At 69.1% G+C, this 19087-nt stretch carries 21 protein-coding genes; 5 read left to right on the top strand and 16 right to left on the bottom strand.

The window, feature by feature from the left end; genetic code table 11:
• A partial coding sequence (locus tag PSD17_RS01985; protein WP_339121128.1) for a WD40 repeat domain-containing protein occupies nt 1-1090 on the top strand: 1090 nt, incomplete at its 5' end.
• 240 nt (nt 1091-1330) lie between these two features.
• Here the strand turns inward: PSD17_RS01985 and PSD17_RS01980 are convergent.
• The 14 genes from PSD17_RS01980 to PSD17_RS01915 form a co-directional block, all read right to left on the bottom strand.
• Nucleotides 1331-1774, bottom strand: coding sequence for an SsgA family sporulation/cell division regulator (locus PSD17_RS01980; protein WP_339121126.1), 444 nt, complete (start codon nt 1772-1774; stop codon nt 1331-1333).
• Entirely contained in the window at nt 1774-2064 is a 291-nt protein-coding gene (locus PSD17_RS01975) for a WhiB family transcriptional regulator (protein WP_339121130.1), read from the bottom strand. The genes PSD17_RS01980 and PSD17_RS01975 overlap by 1 nt, the downstream gene beginning before the upstream one ends.
• Before the next feature lie 229 nt (nt 2065-2293).
• The gene (locus PSD17_RS01970; protein ID WP_339121124.1) at nt 2294-4381 is read right to left on the bottom strand and encodes a hypothetical protein; all 2088 of its coding nucleotides are present in this window, start codon (nt 4379-4381) and stop codon (nt 2294-2296) included.
• A 238-nt stretch (nt 4382-4619) separates the two neighbouring features.
• Nucleotides 4620-5513: a hypothetical protein gene (locus PSD17_RS01965; protein ID WP_339121123.1), complete on the bottom strand. Its 894-nt coding sequence runs from the start codon at nt 5511-5513 to the stop codon at nt 4620-4622.
• A 149-nt stretch (nt 5514-5662) separates the two neighbouring features.
• Nucleotides 5663-6103 (bottom strand): hypothetical protein, encoded by a 441-nt coding sequence (locus PSD17_RS01960; RefSeq protein WP_339121121.1) that lies wholly within the window; start codon nt 6101-6103, stop codon nt 5663-5665.
• A 31-nt stretch (nt 6104-6134) separates the two neighbouring features.
• Nucleotides 6135-6671 carry a hypothetical protein gene (locus PSD17_RS01955; protein WP_339121119.1) on the bottom strand — a complete coding sequence of 179 codons (537 nt, stop codon included), beginning with the start codon at nt 6669-6671 and terminating at the stop codon, nt 6135-6137.
• Nucleotides 6668-6967, bottom strand: a complete 300-nt coding sequence (locus tag PSD17_RS01950) for a hypothetical protein (RefSeq protein WP_339121118.1) — start codon at nt 6965-6967, stop codon at nt 6668-6670. The genes PSD17_RS01955 and PSD17_RS01950 overlap by 4 nt, the downstream gene beginning before the upstream one ends.
• Nucleotides 6964-7179, bottom strand: coding sequence for a hypothetical protein (locus tag PSD17_RS01945; protein ID WP_339121116.1), 216 nt, complete (start codon nt 7177-7179; stop codon nt 6964-6966). Before PSD17_RS01945 ends, PSD17_RS01950 begins: the two co-directional genes overlap by 4 nt.
• An 86-nt stretch (nt 7180-7265) precedes the next feature.
• Entirely contained in the window at nt 7266-8162 is an 897-nt protein-coding gene (locus tag PSD17_RS01940; RefSeq protein WP_339121114.1) for a hypothetical protein, read from the bottom strand.
• Nucleotides 8163-8350: 188 nt separating this feature from the next.
• On the bottom strand, nt 8351-8635 hold the full coding sequence (locus tag PSD17_RS01935; protein WP_339121112.1) for a WhiB family transcriptional regulator: 285 nt from the start codon (nt 8633-8635) through the stop codon (nt 8351-8353).
• Nucleotides 8636-8809: 174 nt separating this feature from the next.
• On the bottom strand, nt 8810-9679 hold the full coding sequence (locus tag PSD17_RS01930) for a helix-turn-helix domain-containing protein (protein ID WP_339121110.1): 870 nt from the start codon (nt 9677-9679) through the stop codon (nt 8810-8812).
• Entirely contained in the window at nt 9669-10238 is a 570-nt protein-coding gene (locus tag PSD17_RS01925; RefSeq protein ID WP_339121108.1) for a DUF6879 family protein, read from the bottom strand. Before PSD17_RS01925 ends, PSD17_RS01930 begins: the two co-directional genes overlap by 11 nt.
• Entirely contained in the window at nt 10235-10618 is a 384-nt protein-coding gene (locus PSD17_RS01920; protein WP_339121106.1) for a hypothetical protein, read from the bottom strand. The genes PSD17_RS01925 and PSD17_RS01920 overlap by 4 nt, the downstream gene beginning before the upstream one ends.
• A gap of 880 nt (nt 10619-11498) precedes the next feature.
• Nucleotides 11499-11702: a hypothetical protein gene (locus PSD17_RS01915; protein ID WP_339121104.1), complete on the bottom strand. Its 204-nt coding sequence runs from the start codon at nt 11700-11702 to the stop codon at nt 11499-11501.
• A 507-nt stretch (nt 11703-12209) separates the two neighbouring features.
• Between PSD17_RS01915 and PSD17_RS01910 the strand changes: the two genes are divergently transcribed.
• Entirely contained in the window at nt 12210-12902 is a 693-nt protein-coding gene (locus PSD17_RS01910) for a hypothetical protein (protein WP_339121102.1), read from the top strand.
• A gap of 816 nt (nt 12903-13718) precedes the next feature.
• On the opposite strand, the gene PSD17_RS01905 is transcribed toward PSD17_RS01910, so the two are convergent.
• Entirely contained in the window at nt 13719-14420 is a 702-nt protein-coding gene (locus PSD17_RS01905; protein WP_339121100.1) for a hypothetical protein, read from the bottom strand.
• Between the two features lie 331 nt (nt 14421-14751).
• Between PSD17_RS01905 and PSD17_RS01900 the strand changes: the two genes are divergently transcribed.
• The 3 genes from PSD17_RS01900 to PSD17_RS01890 are packed head-to-tail and all read left to right on the top strand — an operon-like array spanning nt 14752 to nt 17105.
• The gene (locus PSD17_RS01900; RefSeq protein ID WP_339121098.1) at nt 14752-15003 is read left to right on the top strand and encodes a hypothetical protein; all 252 of its coding nucleotides are present in this window, start codon (nt 14752-14754) and stop codon (nt 15001-15003) included.
• 6 nt (nt 15004-15009) lie between these two features.
• On the top strand, nt 15010-16011 hold the full coding sequence (locus PSD17_RS01895; RefSeq protein ID WP_339121097.1) for a ParA family protein: 1002 nt from the start codon (nt 15010-15012) through the stop codon (nt 16009-16011).
• Nucleotides 16008-17105 (top strand): ParB/RepB/Spo0J family partition protein, encoded by a 1098-nt coding sequence (locus PSD17_RS01890; RefSeq protein ID WP_339121095.1) that lies wholly within the window; start codon nt 16008-16010, stop codon nt 17103-17105. The genes PSD17_RS01895 and PSD17_RS01890 overlap by 4 nt, the downstream gene beginning before the upstream one ends.
• Before the next feature lie 540 nt (nt 17106-17645).
• On the opposite strand, the gene PSD17_RS01885 is transcribed toward PSD17_RS01890, so the two are convergent.
• Nucleotides 17646-18824, bottom strand: a complete 1179-nt coding sequence (locus tag PSD17_RS01885) for a hypothetical protein (protein WP_339121093.1) — start codon at nt 18822-18824, stop codon at nt 17646-17648.
• Between the last annotated feature and the right edge of the window lie 263 nt (nt 18825-19087).

Here is a 19087-nt window from a genome sequence, read left to right as displayed (position 1 = left end):
CGGCCACGAGGACCGCGTGATCGCGGTGACGACGGTGGTGACCCCCGACGGGCGCACCCTCGCCGTCACCGGCAGCTGGGACGGGACCGTGCGGGTGTGGGACCTCAACTCCGGAGAACAGGACGGTCAGCCGCTGACCGACGACGACACCGGCGACGTAGACGACCCCGGCGACGTATTGGCGGTAGCGGCGGTGGTAGCCCCCGACGGGCGCACCCTCGCCGTCACCGGCAGCGATGACAGGACCGTGCGGGTGTGGGACCTCGCGACCGGAGAACAGATGAGCAAGTTAATCGGCCACGAGGATCGCGTGGTCTCGGTGGCGACAGTGGTGACCCCGGAAGGGCGCACCCTGGCCGTCACCGGCAGCGACGACAGGACCGTACGGCTGTGGGACCTCAACACCAGAGAACAGGTCGGCCAGCCGCTGACCGACGACGACACCGGCGGCCGCGTGGTCGCGGTGGCAGCGGTGGTGACCCCCGACGGGCGGACCCTCGCCGTCACCGGCAGCTGGCTCGGGGCCGTGCTGGTGTGGGACCTCAACACCGGAAAACAGGTCGGCCAGCCGCTGACCGACCTCGGCCGCCACGAGGTCACGGTGACGACGGTGGTGACCCCAGACGGGCGCACCCTCGCCGTCACCGGCAGCGAGGACGGGATCGTGCGGGTGTGGGACCTCAACACCGGAAAGCAAGTCGGCCGGCCGCTGACCGACCTGGGCCGCCACGAGGTCACGGTGGCGACGGTGGTGACCCCCGACGGCCGCACCCTCGCCGTCACCGGCGGCGATGACAGGACCGTGCGGGTGTGGGACCTCAACACCAGAGAACAGGTCGGCCGGCCGCTGACCGGCCACGAGGACCGCGTGATCGCGATGGCGACGGTGGTGACCCCCGCCGGGCGCACCCTCGCCGCTACCGGCAGCGGCAACAGAGTCGTGCGGGTGTGGGACCTCGAGCCGAGGAGAACGCTACGCCTCAAGCTGCCTCAGCCCGGGCCAGTCAGGAGCCTCACCGTCGTGCAGGACCACAACAGAACCGGCATCCTCACCGCAGGCCGCGGAATCGCTCTGACGTGGATCACCTAACAGTCTGTGCTTCCCTGACGTACCTGGAGGACCCCGCGCTCGCCGCCTCGAGCTCAACGTCCGCGCACCGCGCCGCCCCCGTGAGCTATCCAAGCTCGCTCAGTTGTCTGGGGGCGTTGCGACCTCAAGCGACTACGCTGACTGCGCTCGGTCGGGCGTGGTCTCTGGTGGACCCGGCTGCCGATCGAGCGCTGGCCGGTGGCTGTTTGCCGACGCCTCTCGGGGTGGGCCCTTCGGGGCTCAGCCACCGGCCTCCGCACCTCCCGCGGCCAGCCGCGTCCAGTCGATCCGCTCGATCTGCCGCTGTACCCGACGTGTCTCGGCCCCGAGCGGGACCATCTGCTCGGTCAGCTGCAGGAAACTCATCAGCTCGTAGGCGCCGAGGGTGAAGTCGGCCGGCGGGTCCTGGTGGTTGTTCAAGGTCAAGATCGTGGTGTCTCCTCCGACCGTGCCGTGCGTGGAGACCCGGACATCCCCCTCCCCGCTGGCTGCCTCCAGCCCGCTGATCACCAGGTCTCGCGATACGAACCATCGGACGCTGCCGCTGCGGAAATGGAACTGGACGCTGTAGGGGTCGTCGGTGGCGTAGGCCACGACGATCTCAATGGCTGCGCTGGAGACGCCGTCCTCGCCGATGAGGTGGTGATGGGCGGTGATCGTCTGGGAGATGCGGCCGAGTGTCATCAGGCGTCGCCATCCTCGGCGCCCCGGCGGGAGGTCGTGCCACGCCGCAGCGGGCGGCGCTCACGCTCCGAAAGGCCGCCCCAGATGCCGAATCGCTCGTCCTGGGCGAGTGCGTACTCGAGGCACTCGGCCCGTACCTCGCAGCCCGCACAGATCCGCTTGGCCCGGACCGAGCCTCCCTTCTCCGGGAAGAACGACTCCGGGTCAGTCTGCGCGCACGGCGCCCGCTGCTGCCATTCCTCCGTCTCGATGGCGCGGTCGAACACGGCCTCCATGAGCTGCTCGAACAGCGCGGCAGCAAGGTCGGGGTCGAGCGCTTCGCCGGTCTCAGGGTCGGCCGCAGTGATGCGAACCGCCGAGCGTGGCTGAGTGGGCGGCACGTGGTCGATGAGGTGGGACACTGAAGGTCTCCGATCTTGCGAGGTCGGAGCAGCCCGGGCGTGATCTGTAGGAGGTGAGCGTCCGGGCTGCCTGCTGTCTGGACTCTCTTAGTCGGTACAGTACTCGGTACCGTACCGACTAAGAAGACTGTTCGGCCGGGTCGGCGATGGCACCGGCCGGGACCCAGCTGCCGTGGGCGACGCGCTCGGCGAGCCCGAGGTCGGCCAGGGCAGACAGGGCCTTGGAGACGGCGGGCAGACGCAGCCCGGTCTGGGCGGCGATCGCGCCCGTACGCCGGTGGCCGGCCTTCAGCGCCGTCACCACGATTCGCTGGGAGCTGTTGAGCGCTTCGAGATCCGGACCGGCCTCGACGTCCGTACTCGTGGCTGGTGCAGCGAGCGCGGCAGGGCGGTGGATCGGGACGACATTGGCGGTGGTCAGCGCCGACGGCACCGCGAGCCCGGCCAACCCGCCTACTGCGGGCCGCGACGCAGGACCGGCGTCCGACGGGAGGGCCGCCGCGCCTTGCTGGGCACGCCAGACGGCGAGCTTCGCGGCCTGCTCGGCGAAGGCCACGGTCGGGTCGGCGTCGGCCGCGGGTCGGAACCGGGCAATGGCCAGCTCGGTGTCGGGGTCGAGCGCGGTGGCCGGCAGTCCGTCGGCGTGCCGGGCCATGTCTGGCGACCAGGCCACGCGCAGCATCGCCAGCCGGCCGCTGCCCGTTGAGAACGCGTAGCCACCGCCCGGGGGCAGCACCGACGGGGCGATCTCCAGGCCGGACACGACGGCCTTTTCGCTCTTGTTGCCGTTGCGGAACGCGTAGAGGTTCCTGGCGGCCAGGTACCCGCGCAGCGGGGTGCTGTTGCCGTAGTCGGGAGCCAGCAGCGACTGGCTGCCGGTGAGCACAACGATCCCGTACTTGCGGCCGATCCGGACCAGCTGCTCGAGGCGCGGGATGAACCGGCGCTCGGTCAGCCACGGATCGGCGGAGAGGCGGTGCAGCTCGTCGAGGATCCACTTGATGGCCGGGAACCGGCGGCTCGGGCGCAGCTCGCGGACCGGGGTCTGGGTGGTCGGGTCGGTGATCGGGATCGGGGCGCCGTCCGGCCCGGCGGTCAGGGTGGGCTTGAGCATGCCGCGCACGATGAGCGCGGCTTCCAGGGCCTCCAGCTGGTGGAGGACCTGCTGTGGGCCGGCCGCAGCCCAGTCGGCGAGGTTGTTGAGCAGGGGCGAGCTGCCGCCCTCGGGGTCGCCGTCGCCGAAGAGGACGACCCACTCCCCTGACGATTTCAGGCCCATCGCGACCGCCTCGAGGAAGGCACTCTTGCCGCTGCCGGGCTCGCCGGTGGCCATTCCGTTGCGGCAGCCGACACCGTCGACGGCCACGTAGTCACCCCAGCCCGAGCCGTCGGCGTAGGGGCCGAGCTCGATGACGCCGTCGCGGTAGCGCGGCCCGGTGTAGGCAATGCCGTCCTTGAGAATGTCCTTGGTGATGACGGTGAGGACCGCGGCCGACTCGTCGACGTCGGAGGGCTCCAGCAGAACTCGGGCAGAGCCCCAGCGCAGGCCAGCCGCGATCCGGTCGCGCTGGGCGAACATCGCTGAGAACGACGTCGAGCCGGGGATGGTCTGCACGGTCCACCGGATCGCATGCGGCAGGTCGACCCGCTCGGTGAGCAGCGACCCGGGCACCGGCTTGCCGTCCGCTGCGATGTTCTCAGTCCAGCGCCGCACCAGCAGCACTCCCGGGTCCTCGTCGGCAGCGGCCGGCCGGACCGGCTTCTCGATCGGCTGGCCCGGCAGCGCCAGGCTCGGCGGCGTGGGCACCTCGTGGGCGCGCAGCCACGACGCCGACGCGGCCGCGGTGCCGACGACCAACGCAGCGGTCATCGGCCAGCTCACCGGGCCGACCGCCGACGCCGCGGTCACCCACGAAGCAGCACTCGCGCCAGCGGTCCACAGTCGCCGCCGCCACCGCTCAGGGATGACGGGACCTCGGTGCAGCCGCAGGATGCCAAGGGCCGCCGCGCACAGTCCGGCGGTGCCGGTCGAGACGACCACCTCGCCGGCTGGCCCAGCAGCAAGCTGGGCCAGCTCGCTCAGCCCCCAAGCGCCGTACCCGGCGGCCGCGGTCGCGCCCGCGGCGACGTAGGGCAGTCGCCTGGCCCGACGGCCTCGGTCGGCGCGCGCGTTCTGCGCGACCTCGATGGCGCGGGTCGGTGCCACGCACAGGTCGGCTGACGGCCGGGCGTTGCTGCGTCGAGTCCGCTGCTGCATCGCTCGCCCTTCCTCGGAGCTGTCTGCTGAAATTGCTGGTCTTGCGAGTCGTGGTGCCCTGCTCCGCCGCGACACGGGTGCCCACCTGGTGTGGGGGCAGGGCTGTCGAAGTTCTGAGGTCAGCGGCGTCGGCTGGTCTTGGTTCCGACGCCGATTGCCGTTGTGATCACCTCGCGCAGTGGCGGGGTCAGGAGCGGGTGCCGACGTAGGTGCCGCTGACGGTGCCGGCGAGGGTGTCGTCGGAGAGCACGACGTCCTGGGTGGCGAGGTGACGCTCGAAGTGACTCTTGGCGGCCTCGCTGTTGCCGACCAGGACCTGGGCGGCCTCCTGCATCTGGCGCAGGAGCGCGATCGGCTCACCGGCCAGGCCGGCCTGGCTCAGCGTGGCCACTGACAGCTCGATCTCGGTGAACATGCGCTGGGCCAGGTCGCGGATGCCGTCGACGAAGGCGAGCGCGGCGGCGGGGTCGAGGGTCTCTCCGCTGGTCATCGTGTGCTGGGCGGCAGTCATGGTCATTCCTCCTCGGATAGGGGTCACCGAGGCCATGGAGGCCTCGATGTCGTGCAGTTCGGCGGTGGCTGCGGTGAGGCTGGCGAGGGGCAGCGTGACCGGGGCGGCTTGAGTCGGGTCCGGCTCCGGAGCGGACGGCGCGGTCGGGTCGTCGAAGCGGTCGGTGGGCACCTGGTCGCGCTGCGGGATGTCCGGCTCGGGTGCCGGGCTCGGGTTGGGCTGGTCGTCCTCGACGAGTTCGGCATCGACGACGTCGCCCTTGTCCTCGTCCACGACCTCCGCCTCGGCCCACACCCGCTGCTGCTGATCGGGGTCGTCCTGACTGCGGCTGGTGCGGTTGCGCAGCCACTGCTTGGCGGCGCGGGCCGCGCGCTGACGGCCGAGGTCGCCGGCCTCGGCGCGCTGGTGGCGCCGGCGGCGACGCTCGAGGGCGTAGCCCCAGGAGTCGGCCCACCACTGGTTCATGGCTTGGCGGGCGGGGCCCCCGCGAGGGTTGGCGATCCGTGCGGCGATCCGTTCCCCGATGGCCTCGGCGATCGTCGGGGTAGTGCGGCGGGCCAGCTTGGCCATGGCCCTCTCGTGGGCGTGGGCGGCACGCTGGCGGCGCTCAGCGATTCGCGGGGCCTCGGTGCCCGACCGTGCGGCGACAAATTCGGTGGCCCCGTATCGGACTATCCCCCAAGCGAAGAGCATGGACAGGATGAGCAGTTCCACTTAGATCACCCGCCCAGCCCGAGATTCGACAGAGCACTGCCGACGTTTCCGACACCGGAGGCGAATGCGTGCATGAGCTGCGTGATCACGGGAACGCCTGTGGCCGTGACGATCAGCGGCAGCGCCAAGGCCAGCCATGGGTGCCAGCGCTTGGGCTTCGCCCTCTTCGGGTGCATGCCCTTGACCACGACTTCTAGGGTCGCGACCAGCCCCATCGCGGCGACGATGGCCGACGTGGAGAAGCCGATCAGCGTGCCAGTGGTGGTCCCGACGGTTCCGAGAGCTTGGCTGAGGTGATCGCCGATCCACTTGCCGAGGGCACCACCGAATCCGATGCCCCCGACCAGAAACAGGAAGGTGGTGAACTTTGGGGCGTCCTTGTGCCAGTAGGTCCAGGCCCCGACGACGAGCGCAACAGCGCAAATCGAGGCAACTCCCCAGTTCATGTTTCCATCCTTTGTTCGTAGGAGTACAGCATCAGAAGATCCAGCAGAACGGCGGCCAGAATCCCCAGGTGAGCCAGTCGGGGATGACCAAGTTGATGACAGGAATGGTGTTGAGCGCCGAACCGAGGGTGTTGACGAACGCGAAGACCGTCCACAGTCGGGCGGGGCTTCGACAGGACCAGGCCAGGAAGTAGGCCACGGTGAGCAGCGGGACTTGGATGGCGGTCGCGTGGATCTGGGCGAGTGCGCGCGCTGGTCCTGCCTCGGCAGCGGTCCATTCACCGCGAGCGGCAAGGGCGACGACGTCGTGCAGGGAGCTGGGCTGCTCGGAGACGAACCGCAGCTCCTTGACCGAGGCCATGAGCCGGGGGTGCAGTCCGGCCCTCGGGTTGCGGTCGTCCTGGTCAGAGGTGGCGGCGACCTCTGCTGCGGGGATTGGTGCCGGCGTCTGCGACGTCGTCTTGAGCTTGGCGCGGGCCAGCTCGCCCACCGTACGGGGCACCGCCACCTCCAGGGTGTTGTCCCCGTCCGGGCCCGTCTGCTCGGCTGCCGAGGTCGGGTCGGTCATGACTGCCTCCGGTCCGGGTGCAGCGGTTCACGGGCCTGGAGCTGCAGGAGCTGGTCGCCGACGCGGATGAGCATCCGCGCGACGTCGTCGAGCAGCTCGTCGGCGACGTGCTGGTCGGGTTGGCGGCGGGCGGCAGCGCCGAGGAGGTATGCCCAGGCGGCGTGAGCCCGCTCGATCGGTGTCGCGGCCGTCGCGTAGCGGGCTGCGAGGCTCGCCCGCCGACGGGCCGGCCGGCCTTTGCGCTGTGTCAGCGGGAGCGCCGCGCCATTCGCGAGCGCTCGACGGTGGCCGCTCATGCCAGGCACCTGAGGAGGTAGATGACCTTGCCGCTGTCTGCGAGGGCCACCTCGGTCTCGAAGTCGTTGCCCGGCAGGTGGTTCTGCTGGGCCAGTTCGAGGACGTGAGGCAGGAGCGTGTGCGGGGCCTGGGCGTCGGCGTGTACCTGTCGCGCTCGTGCGCAGCGGCGTCCGTCGGCGGTCAGCAGGGTCAGGGTCAGGGTGTCCGGCATCGGACGTCTCTCCTGGTCTCGAGGGGGCGCCTCCCGCATCGCGGTGCCGGAGGCGCCCCGGGATGGCCCAGTCCGGGCTGAGGAGTTCAGCCCTGCGCAGGCACGCTGGACTCGGCCGCTGGTCCGAGGGTGTTGTGGACGACGTCGAAGGCGTCACCGGTGAGCTGGGCACGGCCCTTGCCGATGTTGAACAGGCGCCGGATGCCTTCCCTGCTCGGCTTGCCTGACTCCCCCACTGCGAGACGCCCGGCGGCGATCTCGCGCTTGGCCCGCTCGTAGAGGACCACGACGTCGGCGGTCTGCTCGTTGAGTCGGGTCTCGGTGAGCTCGTCGTGCAGGTTGACCAAGATGCCACCGAAGAGCCGGTTGATCATGTGGAAGACGGCGACACCGGCGACGACGAGCAGCGGCGGAAAGACATGGCCCGGGAGTTCGGCGGACTGCCAGCCGAACCGGACTCCCCACGGCACGATGTTGAGGAACAGCGATGCGGCGGCGATGCCTACGTCGAGCCAGAGGAACCACCTCGGGCAGTCCTCGCGGTTCTCGATGGCGGTGAACTGCGCGATCATCGACACGATCAGCAGCACCGACGCCATCGGCTCGATCAGGTAGCCCAGCCACGTCCCGTGGACGCCAACGACGCCGTGGTGCACGGACGCCGACATCCAAGCGACGCCGCCGATGATCACTGCGATCGGGAAGACGGAGAGGATCACGTAGCGGCGGTAGGTGCTTGCCAGGCGGCGGTTGGGGTTGAGCAGGCGCTGGCGACCCCGCTGGGCCCGGACGGTCCACCGTGCGTCGGCCCGGGCGCGTCGGGCCTCACGGGCCTGCTCGGCACCGGACCGTCGTCGCTCGGCCCGGTCAAACGCCCGCAGCCGCTCGGTGACCTTGCGGTCCGCGGCGCGCTCGCGAGCCGACAGAGCGAGCTGGAGAGCCTCGTCGTCCTGTAGGGCGACCAGCCCTCGGGCTCGGTGCACCTCCTCGGCGAGTTGGGCAACCGGGTCAGCGCTCTTCCGCACCCGCGGCGCACTGCGTGACAGGCGGAGCGCGCTGTCCTCTCCTGTGGCAGCAGATACCCCCTCGGCGATGTCGTCAGGCACGTCGACGTCCTGGAGAGGCTCGGTGTCCAGCGGGTTCGGCACGCGATGACCGTTGAGCGCCGTGCTCATCGCGCGGCGCCAGCCGTCTTGCGGCGCCGGCGGATATCGCGGCGCTCTGCAGTGGTCGTGCCGCCCCAGATGCCGTGGTCGTGACCCTCGTCGAGCGCGTTCTGCAGGCAGTCCTCGACTCGCGAGCAGCCTCGGCACAGTCGCTTCGCCTTGGTGATCTGAGCGATGGACCGCGGTCCGTCCTCGCTGACCGGGAAGAACAGCTCCGGTTCAGCCTGGCAAGGGGTTGTGTGCTGCGGCCCCCAGGCGGGGGCGTGCAGAACCACGGATACGGTGGTCATGGGCGTCTGGCTTCCTCTCTGGCGGGAGGCGGGCTTGTTCGCTCACCGGGCCTCGGCGGTTGCACCCGCCGGGGCCCTTCTATGGATCAAGACTAGTCATGCCTAGTCAAACTGTCCAGACCTAGTCTGACTAATCACGGACAGCGCTCTTGGGTCGCTCTTGGCAGTGGCGTTCTAGCTCTGACGCGATCGCAGATCGGCGGCCAGCGCGTCAAGAAGAGCACGCAGGTCGGTACCGTGGACGGCTCGTTCCTGCTGGTCGCGAAGGAACTGCTCGTAGCGCGCGACGTCGACCGGACCTGCGACTGTCTGCTCTGCGGTGAGAGTCTCGATCTCGACGAGGCCGGCACCGTCCGGGTACCGGCTGATGACGAAGGAGTGCAGCAGCGGCGCCGTTTCCTGCGCTTCGCGCGTCACGATGCCGATCGAGACGTTCGGGAGCTGAGCGAGTGTGGCGAGTCGGTCGAGCTGCGCGAGCGTCGTGGCGATGCTGCCGGGCCGCCAGCGCGCCGCCTGCTCTGTGATGACGATGTCGAAGGTCTTGGTGTCGTCGAACAAGATCGCTTGGCGGCTGAGCCGTGCAGCGACCATCGCAGGGATGTCGGCAGCCGGCACCTGGCTGTGGACTTCGAGCATTCGGCGCGTGTACTCGGGAACCTGGAGCAGACCAGGAACGACCTCGGACTGGTAGATCCCGAGTCCGGTGGTCTCGGCGTCGCGAGCCGCCCGTACTCGTTGCTGGTCGGCTGGCCCTGCGCGATGGAGCTGACGCCAGGTCTGAACGCGAGTCGTTAGCTCCCGCGCAGCGTCGAGCAGCTCGACGCGGAGCTCGTCATCGGCGCGGCACTGGTCGAGCCATGAGCGGACAGCGTCGACCGAGGGAGGTGTCCGGCCGTTCTCGATCTTCGACGTCTTGCTCTGCGACCAGCCCAGCCGAGATCCGAGCTTCTCAGCCGAGAGCCCAGCGTCGAGCCGCAGCTGCTTGAGACGCGCTGCTAGCCATCGCTGTTGCTGGCTGAGGGTCGGATCACGGTCACTGGTCAAGGGCCCCGACCCGGCTTTGCTGGTCGTGCCACCCTTGCCGCTGGGCGGGGACGAACTGGAAGTCCTCGAAGGCCACTGCCAGCGCGAGGGCGCGCCGCTTGATCGCGACATACGGGCTCGCGTCGCGGGCCTGTTCCACTCCGAGGAACCGGCCGGCGTCGTCGTAGTGCTGCAGGACGGCAATGCGGTCGTCGAAGAGCCAGAAGTCCTGGTGGGTCCAGGCATCGTTGCTGGCCTCGAGACGCTGCCGGTCCAGAATCCACACCTGCTCGCCCGCCGCGATGTTCTCCGGGTAGCTGGCGAGCTCGAAACGGGTGTAATCCGTGACGGGGCGCCCGAGCAGCCGGACCCGCCCGAAGTGCTTGCCAGCAGCTACCTGGGTCGCGATGTTCGCGAGCCAGTCGCTGTTGTCGACAGTGCGGGGAGCCACTGGGCGCCCGGCCAGGAAGTCGTCGAAGTCGGGGTCCTCGCCAGGGATCGCGTAGGTGTCACGGCACTCGAGGCGGAAAGCCGTGCGCTCGAAGCTTCGGTACAGCTCGCTCAGGTCCTCGGGGGTCATGCCACTGCCTCCTCTCGGGTGGCTGGGAGCCGGGTGAGGGCGACGGCGGGCAGTTCAACCACCGCTTCACCGTCGGGTGCGCTACACGCCTCGGCGTCGGGTGTGTCGCCGTGTCCGGTCACCAGGAAGTCGTCCCCGGCGGGCTCGATGGTCCACTCCGACAGCGGGCCGGCCTGGCTCGGAATCATCGGCGGAGTCCCGCACAGCATCGACGCTGCGGCCCCGTCGAGGATCGGTCCCGGGACCCGAACAGTGATGGCGTGCGCGCGCCGCGGCCGCTCGACGTAGCCCTGCACGAGGACCGTGTCACGGTCGGTCGCCCAGACCGTCGGGCAGTTGCCGTCCCGGCAGTCCGACGCCGCCAGCAGTCGAGTGATCATCCCGGTCCCCGTCTCAGTAGTCGCCGAATCCTAGAGGTCGAGACTAGGCGTGACTAATCCGGGTTGGCAACACATGTGGCCGACCCGGGCGGAGGCCTCGATGGACCCAGCCCCACGCGTTGGATGTCAGCGGGAAATTTCACTGCCTCGCGCGCGCGTACACGCATCGCGTTGAGGGAGCCAGGGGCGGCGGCCCTGATCGTCGGAAAGGAAATTTCCTCGTGCGCCACACCGGGTTGAAGTCTGCCCCGCCGCGCACCCGTCCCACGCTCCGCGTGATCGCTCGTCACGGGCGATCCGCGGTCGGAAACCCGGGCGGAGGAGGCCCGAAACTCGGATCGGCGCACCGCTCCCCTAGCTCGGGCCGGAAGTCTTCTCGCCCACACGCCCAGCAGTGTTTGGTGCGGTGGCCACCGCAGCGGCACGGGTGCCAACCGTGCGTGGCGTCGCGGGCGCCGCACGGACACGGTTCACGTCGCCAGTCCGCGTCAGCCTCAACGTCAGCGGCGATGGCGGCAAGCCGCTCAGGGGTCAGCGGGGTGCGGCGGTACGGGGTCACTCGAGGATCGTCGTATCGTCGAGTCAATCGAACAAGTGTTCGATACCTTAGCGTCTCACGCCCTGGCTGCACGCAAGCGAGGGCAGGGCGTCCAAGCCCGTCCCTCCCGGGTTTCCCTGTGCGACCAGTGTGGGTGTCCGCCGAGCATTGGGCTGCCCACCCGCCGTCCGACCACGCGGCCGCGGTCGGCGCTGAGCTGATCAGGGCGACCGGACGACCCTGGCCTCACCAAGGTCTCCGGCGCCGGACCGCGGGACGACGCCGGCCCGCGCCGGACGACGCCGGGCCCGGCCGCCGGAGCACGGCGACCGGGCCGAACCGTCAGCCGACGGTCGTCGCGCTGAACCGCGACCTGGCAGCGTCGTACTCGACCACGCGCAACCGCACCGTCGCGCCGACCGTGGCGTTGGCGTTACGGACGAGTCCGGTCAGCCCGCCGTCGGCCTCGACCAGGAGCCCGAACGGCTTCGCCATCGTGACCACGGCATCGATCTCGTCGCCGGCCCTGAGGAGGTTTCCCGTCATGCGGCTCACCCCCCTTCTGCTCTCGGGGCGAGTCGGGACGGCGGGCCTCGCGCATCCCGAAGGCTCCCTCCGTAAGCAGGATGCGCCGACTCCGGGGTCCGCCCGACGTCGACCGGATGTTAGGGCGCCGCCCCCCCCCTCCTGCGAGGTAGGCGGCCCGCCACATCAGGCGCCCACTCCTGCCGTTGGTCCTACGAGGCAGCGGTCGCCGCCGTCCCTGCTCACCTGGTCCCTGACCATCTCGTCCCTGACCACTCGGCACCGGGCGGCTCGCCCTCTCGGCGCGGTGGCGTTGTAGAGCTGGCCGATGATGCGCAGCGCCTCGCGCCGGACCAGGTCGACGACGGCGGCGAGGACGTCCGGGGCGCCGGGCCATCCCCCGTGTCACCGTGGAAACCCGGTTTCCAAGCCTCGTGACTTCGAATCCGACCTGGACACCGCAGCTCGGGCAGAGTGCCCTGTCGCCCGCGTCAGAATTAATCTGACGGGGTGGCCACTCCCCCACCTGTGACCGCGGCCGAGGCCGACGCCGCGATCCAGCGAATCATCGACCGCCACCGGGCCGTCGACGATCCTGATCTCTGGCAACTCGACCGCGACCCGGCGAACGTGCTGGTCTACCTACAGCGGCACCGAGGCGGGCTCCCACGGTCGGTGATCGAAGCCGACCTGCTCGATGGGTTCGTCCTGCGTGTCCGCCTCTGGTGGCTTGGTGAAGAAGCGGAGCTGTGGCTGCTCGAGCGCGCGCACCGGCTCCAGGTCCCACCTCGGCGGATCGGCAAGCTGCTCGGCGTCCGCAGCCGGCAGGGTGTCCACGACCGACTCCGATTGGCACGCGCAAAGATCGCCCGCCTCCGCGGAGAAGCACCGATGGCGACGCTCAAGGGTCCCGACCAGGACAAACATGCGCGCGAGGCTCGCTGGATAGACCGCCACCGCTCCGAAGTGCTTGCTGTTGCCCAGGCCCTTGTGACACACCGCGATCTGCTCGACGTCGAGACAGCAGAGTGGGTTATTGAGATCGCCCGTGACCTGCGTGACGACGTCGTCACGCCAGGATCTGTTCAGCTGATTCGCTTCGCACTGGCGGATCTCACAAGCAGCTCCGTGTTCAACGAGCTCGCGATCGACCATGACCTCCGTTCTGCCAATACCTCCTGGTCAGCGCTGTACCCCTCCTACCCTGGCGAGGTCGAGTAGCACGGGCCCGCGGCGGCCTCCGCGGGCGGCCGAATCATCTTGCCGCGCTGTGTAGTCATCCCGGCGTTCTGTATCTACGCAGCGTGTTGGCACAACCCGGCTTCCGCCCTCTACGTCTCACGTTTCCGCTGGTCGCGGCGGGTACAGCAAGCACACGACAGGATGTGTCGCCCTTTTACCTAGTACCGTTCTCGTTAATGGGGCCGAGGACGGTTGAGGGAGGTCCGGATGAGAGAGAGCGCCCTGGTCGCGCGCCGGGACGACTACGGCCGCGAGGTTCTTGTGGTGCACAAACCCGTGACCTTCACCCTCGACGAAGCAGCCCGTGCAATGCACGCCATCGTCGACTCTCATCTAGGGCGACTCGGCGCTCGGAATCGCGTCGGGCGGTCACGGGTTCGCGAGGTCCTTCGGTCGATCGTCCTTGATGGGTGGCCCGAGGACTTTCAGCCCGATCCCGCACGGGTCCAGTACTGGCGGGCTTGGCTGGTCAGAGAGGGTGTGTTCGGGGGTGGAGGCGCCGCCAGCGGTCCCGCAGAGCCTTGTTGACCGGACTGCGGTTGCGTGTTTGGCCCCGTTGAGGCTTCGTGTAAACCGGGTTTCCAAAGTCCCTTCAGCGGAATGTCACTGCTGGTCCGGCCTGGGAGACAGGACAGGATACGAGCGTGGCGCGACGCTGCCACGGTCCCGGCCGCGGCCCAGCCCCCTCGAACGCTCCCCCGGTCCGTGATTTTCCTGCTGGCGCTCGCAGCCGTCGACGAGGCGCACTGCAGGAAGGAAGTCCGTCCTTGGCGAACGGCGGTCCAGCACGCCCCGCTACTTGGGCGTGATCGTCCAGTTCCCATCCGACTTCACCTGCACCAGCTGAATCTTGTCCGGCCCGGCTACGGGAAACATGACCGTGCCGTCGTATGAGCCGCCGACCTCGTTCACCGCCAGCTCCGGGCTCGACGTCCCATCGGTCATTACCCAGACGGTGAAGTTGCTGTACTGGCCGCCCTTGTTTGTGATCGCGGCGGCGCCAGCCGGCGTCGTCAGTCTTAGGACCTCGTCGCCCTTCCCGGTGATCGGGTTCTTGCCGTCGACCACGCGGATGAGATCGAGCCCGCCGACGGTCACCGTCCAGGACCCCTTGGTGTTGACCTGTATCCGGGTGACCGTGTCCCCTCGCATACCCAGCCAGGATGTGCCCACGTACGGCGCCTCGTGCCCGTAGAACACGATGTTCGGGTCATACTCCGCGTCGGTCTTCACCTCGACTGTGCCCGTGCATTTCGAGCAGTCGACCTTGAGGATGCCGACCTCAACGGGGGTGTCGAGCGTGACGACGTCCGTTCCTTGGCCGGACTTCGTCTGCGTCGTCGCTGCGGGTGGCGCCGACGGGGTGGCGGCAGCAGCCGGCTGAGTCGTGCTCGACGGACCGCCAGGGTTGGCTGCCGGCGCGTTGGGGGAGCTGCTGCATGCGGCTAGGTTCGCGGCAGCGATGGCGGCAATGGTCATGATCAGGGCGCGGCGCACGGGTGACGATTCGGTCGCGGACGGTAGGTCGTTACGCCGTCCGGAACCCAGACGGACGGGTCTGGGGGAGTGCAGACGCGTGCCGCGCTGTAAACCGGGTTTCCATGCCCCAGCCGCGTGTAAGCGCGGAGCTCCGCTGGCCTCTGCGCATGACTGCCGAGTCGCCACTGCGGCCTCTATGGCTTCGCTGTCGCGACAGTTCGGTCGTTCGGGCCAGGCGTGTCAACCAACCCGATCGCGCCCTTGTGGGTACCGTTCCTGGGACTGTTCTGGAGGACGGCTAATGCGTGAGAGTGCCCTCGTCGCGCGTCGCGACGAGAACGGTACGGAGGTGCTGGTCGCGCACCGTCAGATCACCTTTACCCTCGACCAGACGGCCCGGGCGATGCACGCGGTCGTCGATCCGCAGCTCGCCCGGCTGAACTCCCGGTCCAGGATCGGGCGCAGCCGTGTGCGCGACGCTCTCCGCCACATCGTCACGGACGGGTGGCCAACCGGCTTCGTCGCCGACCCTGCGAGAGTCGCGTACTGGCGGCAGTGGCTCATCGACCAGGACGTTTTCACCGACAACCCGAAGCGGTAGGTCTACGTGGCAACCCGGTTTACATCCTCGGCTCATGCCGCCGTCTCGCTGCCCCTCGTCACCGCCTTCCTCAACCAGAAGGGGGGAGTGGGCAAGACCGGCGTCACGGTTGGAGCGGGAGGCGCACTCGCGGAGATGGGGCGCAGAGTCCTCATGATCGACCTGGACCCCCAGGGACATCTGACGTGTGAGGCGCTCCGCCTGCCTGAGGCTGACCAGGATGGGCCGAATCTCGCTAGGGCGCTGACCGGGGAGTACGAAGGACCGATCCAGGATTTGATCATCTCCCGACCGCCATACGCCGGTGGCGGTCAGCTAGACGTCATCCCGACAACGCTCGCGATGTTCCTGGTCGTACGCGACCTTTACAGCCGGCGTGCCCCAGAGACGAAGCTGGCTCGGCTGCTCGAGCAGCTGCCGTCCGATGCCTACGACCACATCCTCATCGACTGCCCGCCCTCGCTCGACATCCTTACCGACACTGCTCTGGTCGCCGCCGATGGCGTCGTCATTCCAGTTCAGCCCAGCAACACCTCTCTGCGAGCGCTGCGCCTGCTGATCGATCAGATCGCAGCGATCGAGAACGACCTGCGGCTGCCTCGGCGGGAGCTGTACGGCATGGTCCCGGGGCTTTACCGGCGTCCACTGTCCGGCATCCAGCGCTTCAAGATGGCCGAGCTCGAGCGCTACACGCTCCCCGACCCGGACGGACTCGTCGAGCCGCTGCCGATCTTGGCTCATTTGCCGCTCGCGACGATCGTCGAGGAGGCGTGGCTCTCCGGAGAGCCAGTTACCGACTATCGGCCATCTGCCCCGATCGCCGACGCGTATCGGAAGGTCGCCCTTCGCCTCGACATCGCGGCCGGCCTGAGCCCGGCGGAGGCCTGGGAACCGGAGCCGTTCCTCGAGTTCGACCCTGACGGGCCACACCATGAAGAGCTCTACGTCACTGACTCAACTGAGGACGCTGTGATCGACGGCGTCCGCGCGCATGCAGAAGGAGCGTGACGGACGTGGTCGCGAAGAAAGACTTCGCTGCGATGGAGCAGCGGGCAGCGGCGCGAGCGGGGACTGCGATCCAGGCGCGGGAGGCAATGCGCTCAAGGGCAGCTCGTCCGACCGCTCTGCGTCTCACTGAGGTCCAACCGAACCCTCAGAATCCACGCTATCCGGACGACGACCCCGAAGTCGTCGAGCTCGCCAACAGCATGAAGCAAGTTGGTCAGTTGCAGCCTGCTCTCGTGATCTCGCGCTCGGACTTCGTCACTCTGTATCCGGACTGCGAGGCACAGCTGGGGCCGGCTCCCTGGGTGGTCTACGTCGGCAACCGGCGCCTCGCCGCGGCTCTGCTCGCAGGGCTCGACACCTTCGACGTTCGTGTCGAAAGCGAGGTTCAAAGCCTGGATGATCTCGAGGACCGGGTGCTGATCGAGAACATCCACCGCAAGGACTTGCCCCCCTTGCTCGAAGCCGCTCACCTGCAGCGGCGTCTGAACCGAGCTGGGCAGACCCTGCGGTCTGTGGCCGAGGCAATCGGGAAGAGCCACACATATGTTTCGCAGCGCGTGGCGCTGCTCCAACTGATTCCGGAGTTCCAAGACCAGCTTCGTGCCGGAACTCTGTCCATCAAGGACGCCCGCCGGCTCGGGGGCATGCCTGCGGACGAACAGCGGACTGTTCTTGCGGCCGGGCCGCCGTTCGTCGAGCAGCGCCCCGGTGCTCCGGCGGCCGAGGTCGCCGAAAGCACTGAGGTAACGCCCTCAAATCCCGCAGTAGGGGAGGAGGGTCCCCTCCATCTCGTGCCCCCGCTTGTAAACCAGGTTTCCAGCGATAGCGAGCCCGCCGCTGCTTCGGCGGACACCTCAGGTGCCGCGGCTGAAGCTGCGACCTCACCCCGCGAGGCCCTGGCCGACGCGACGGACCCGGACCTCAGGCGCCGCACTGCGGCATCGGCGGTCATTCAGCACCTCGACAACGCGCTGGCGGAGGCTGACCGTGTCCTATCTGATGGGGGTGACGGTGACTTCGCGCAGGCCTTCGCCGATGCCACCCGGCATATGCAGAAGGCCCAGAACCGACTTCGCAAGCAGCTCGCAGAGTAAGCAGAGTAAGCAGCGGGCGGCAGCACGCAGCTTGGCAAGCATTGACGCAGATAATCTGACAACCAACCAACAACGGCCCGCAGGGTCTTGGCCCTAGCGCAGCGGCCCTAAACACCCGAACAGCGCTAGGTCCCGATGTGGATTGGCGGCTCTAGGCTGGCATCCCGCGCGTCCTTCCCGCTTCCCCGCGTGCTTGCTCCGGCTCCACCAGTGACTCCCCGGCGAGGTGACTCGCCAGGTGGTGGCTTGCGTCGGGGGGAGTGGTGTCTCGGACTGGGCTGGGATGGAATCCCAGGAGCCGGTTGCTCGTCGAGCCCAGTCGGCGTGCGGTAGGCCGCGCCAGCAGTGCGTGCCGGGTGCGACTGCGAGGACACCGCTTTGTCGCGAGCTACAAGCCGATCCAGCAGCACGCGCAGCGGTGCGTTGTCGCCGCAACCGGTTTCTGACCTCGTCGGTCAAACGGTAGGCGCCGTGTGGCGGAGGACCGAGCGCCTGAGGTGGCCCGGACGACATCGATCGTGGTGCCAGTGGATCGCGGGGTCAGTGCTGGGTGGAGCCGCTCGCGGCGGCCGTGCCGTGGGGGTCGCCGGCCTGGCCGAGCTGGACGCGGAGCTCGGCGAGCTGCTCGTCGTGGCGGGCACGGGCATCCGCGAGGCGCTGGTCGGCGTGCGCGGCGGCGGTGGCCGCCGCGTCGCGCAGGGCCTCGATCTGCGCGGTCGCCGCGGCGAGTTCGGCGCGGGCGGTGGCGGCACGTTCGTGCTGGTCGCGCGCCTCCTCGCGGGCCGCAGTGTGCTGTTCGGTCAGTGAGGCGATGGTCAGTTCGTCGCGGGCGATGCGCTGTTCGGCCAGCTCGGTGCGGCGGCGTTGTTCACCCAGTTCGCGGCGCTCGGCCGCCAACGCGGCGCGGGCCTCGTCGCGGGCCTCGGTGAGGTCGCGTACCTCCTGCCTCGCGCCGGCGAGTTCGATCCGGACCTCGTCGCGTGCGGCCTCGGCGGCCAGGAGTCGCGCGGTGAGGCGGTCGATCTCGCGTCGAGCCTCAGCCAGCGCCTCGGCGCTGGTCGCGCCGTCGTTCACGGCGGTCGCGAGGGCGGCGCGGACCTCGTCCAGGTCGCTGGCGAGCGACGCGGCCGCGCGTTCGTGCCGGTCGCGCTGCTCGCGCGCGTCATCGCGCTCGGTCAGGGCCTGGTTGGCGACCTCCTCGGCGTCGGCCTGGGCGAGCCGGGCGGTGTCGGCCGCGCGCTCGGCCACCTCGGCGCGGGCGAGCGCGTCCTCGGCCGCGGCCTCGGCGGTATCGATGCGGGTGCGGGCCTCCCGCTGCACGGCGTCGACCTCCGCCGTGGTGGACGCGGGGTCGGCGGCGACGTGCAGCGCCTCGACGAGCTGGCTGATCAGCGGCTGCAGCTGACGGTCGACCAGGTTGCCGAGCTGCTCGTGCAGCTTCGCGGCGGTGGCGCGGGCCTGGCTCACCGGCCGCGGGGGAGTGGCGCGCTCGGTCGCCGAGGGCGGCTGACTGCCCGGCTCGGGGACGGTGACCGATCCGGTGGCGACGCGGTGCGCGGTGTAGGCGACGTGCCGGAGGCCGCCGACGACCTGCTGGCAGTACTTCGGCTTGCGGCCGACGCCCGCGTACTCCATGACGTTCGGACAGCCGCCCGGCATCGGAAACTCGCACGCGATCACCTGAGGCCCCGCGGCGTCCACCGCGCTGTACTCGGTCACGCGCCGAAACTAGCAAATACGTAGCATAGCGTCAAATTTTATTTCATAGCATTTTATTTTTTTGCTATGCAATGCAATATATAGTCCACAAGATAATGCCGCTTATCATGTGACTCTGGGGTCTGGCGATGGCCCAAGCCCAAGGTGGTCGGTGGTCGGCAATCCTGGCGAGTTCGTCGAGACGGCGCCTACGGGGGGCGTCTCTATGGGGTTGTCAAGCGGCTGCGGCCACTGGCGGCAGCGTCGGGACGCTCGGTGGCGCG

Origin of the sequence: Pseudonocardia sp. D17, assembly GCF_036984265.1 — a bacterium.
GTDB lineage: Bacteria > Actinomycetota > Actinomycetes > Mycobacteriales > Pseudonocardiaceae > Pseudonocardia > Pseudonocardia benzenivorans.
Note: the sequence above shows the minus strand (reverse complement) of the source record. Positions and strands in the feature narration are given on the sequence as shown.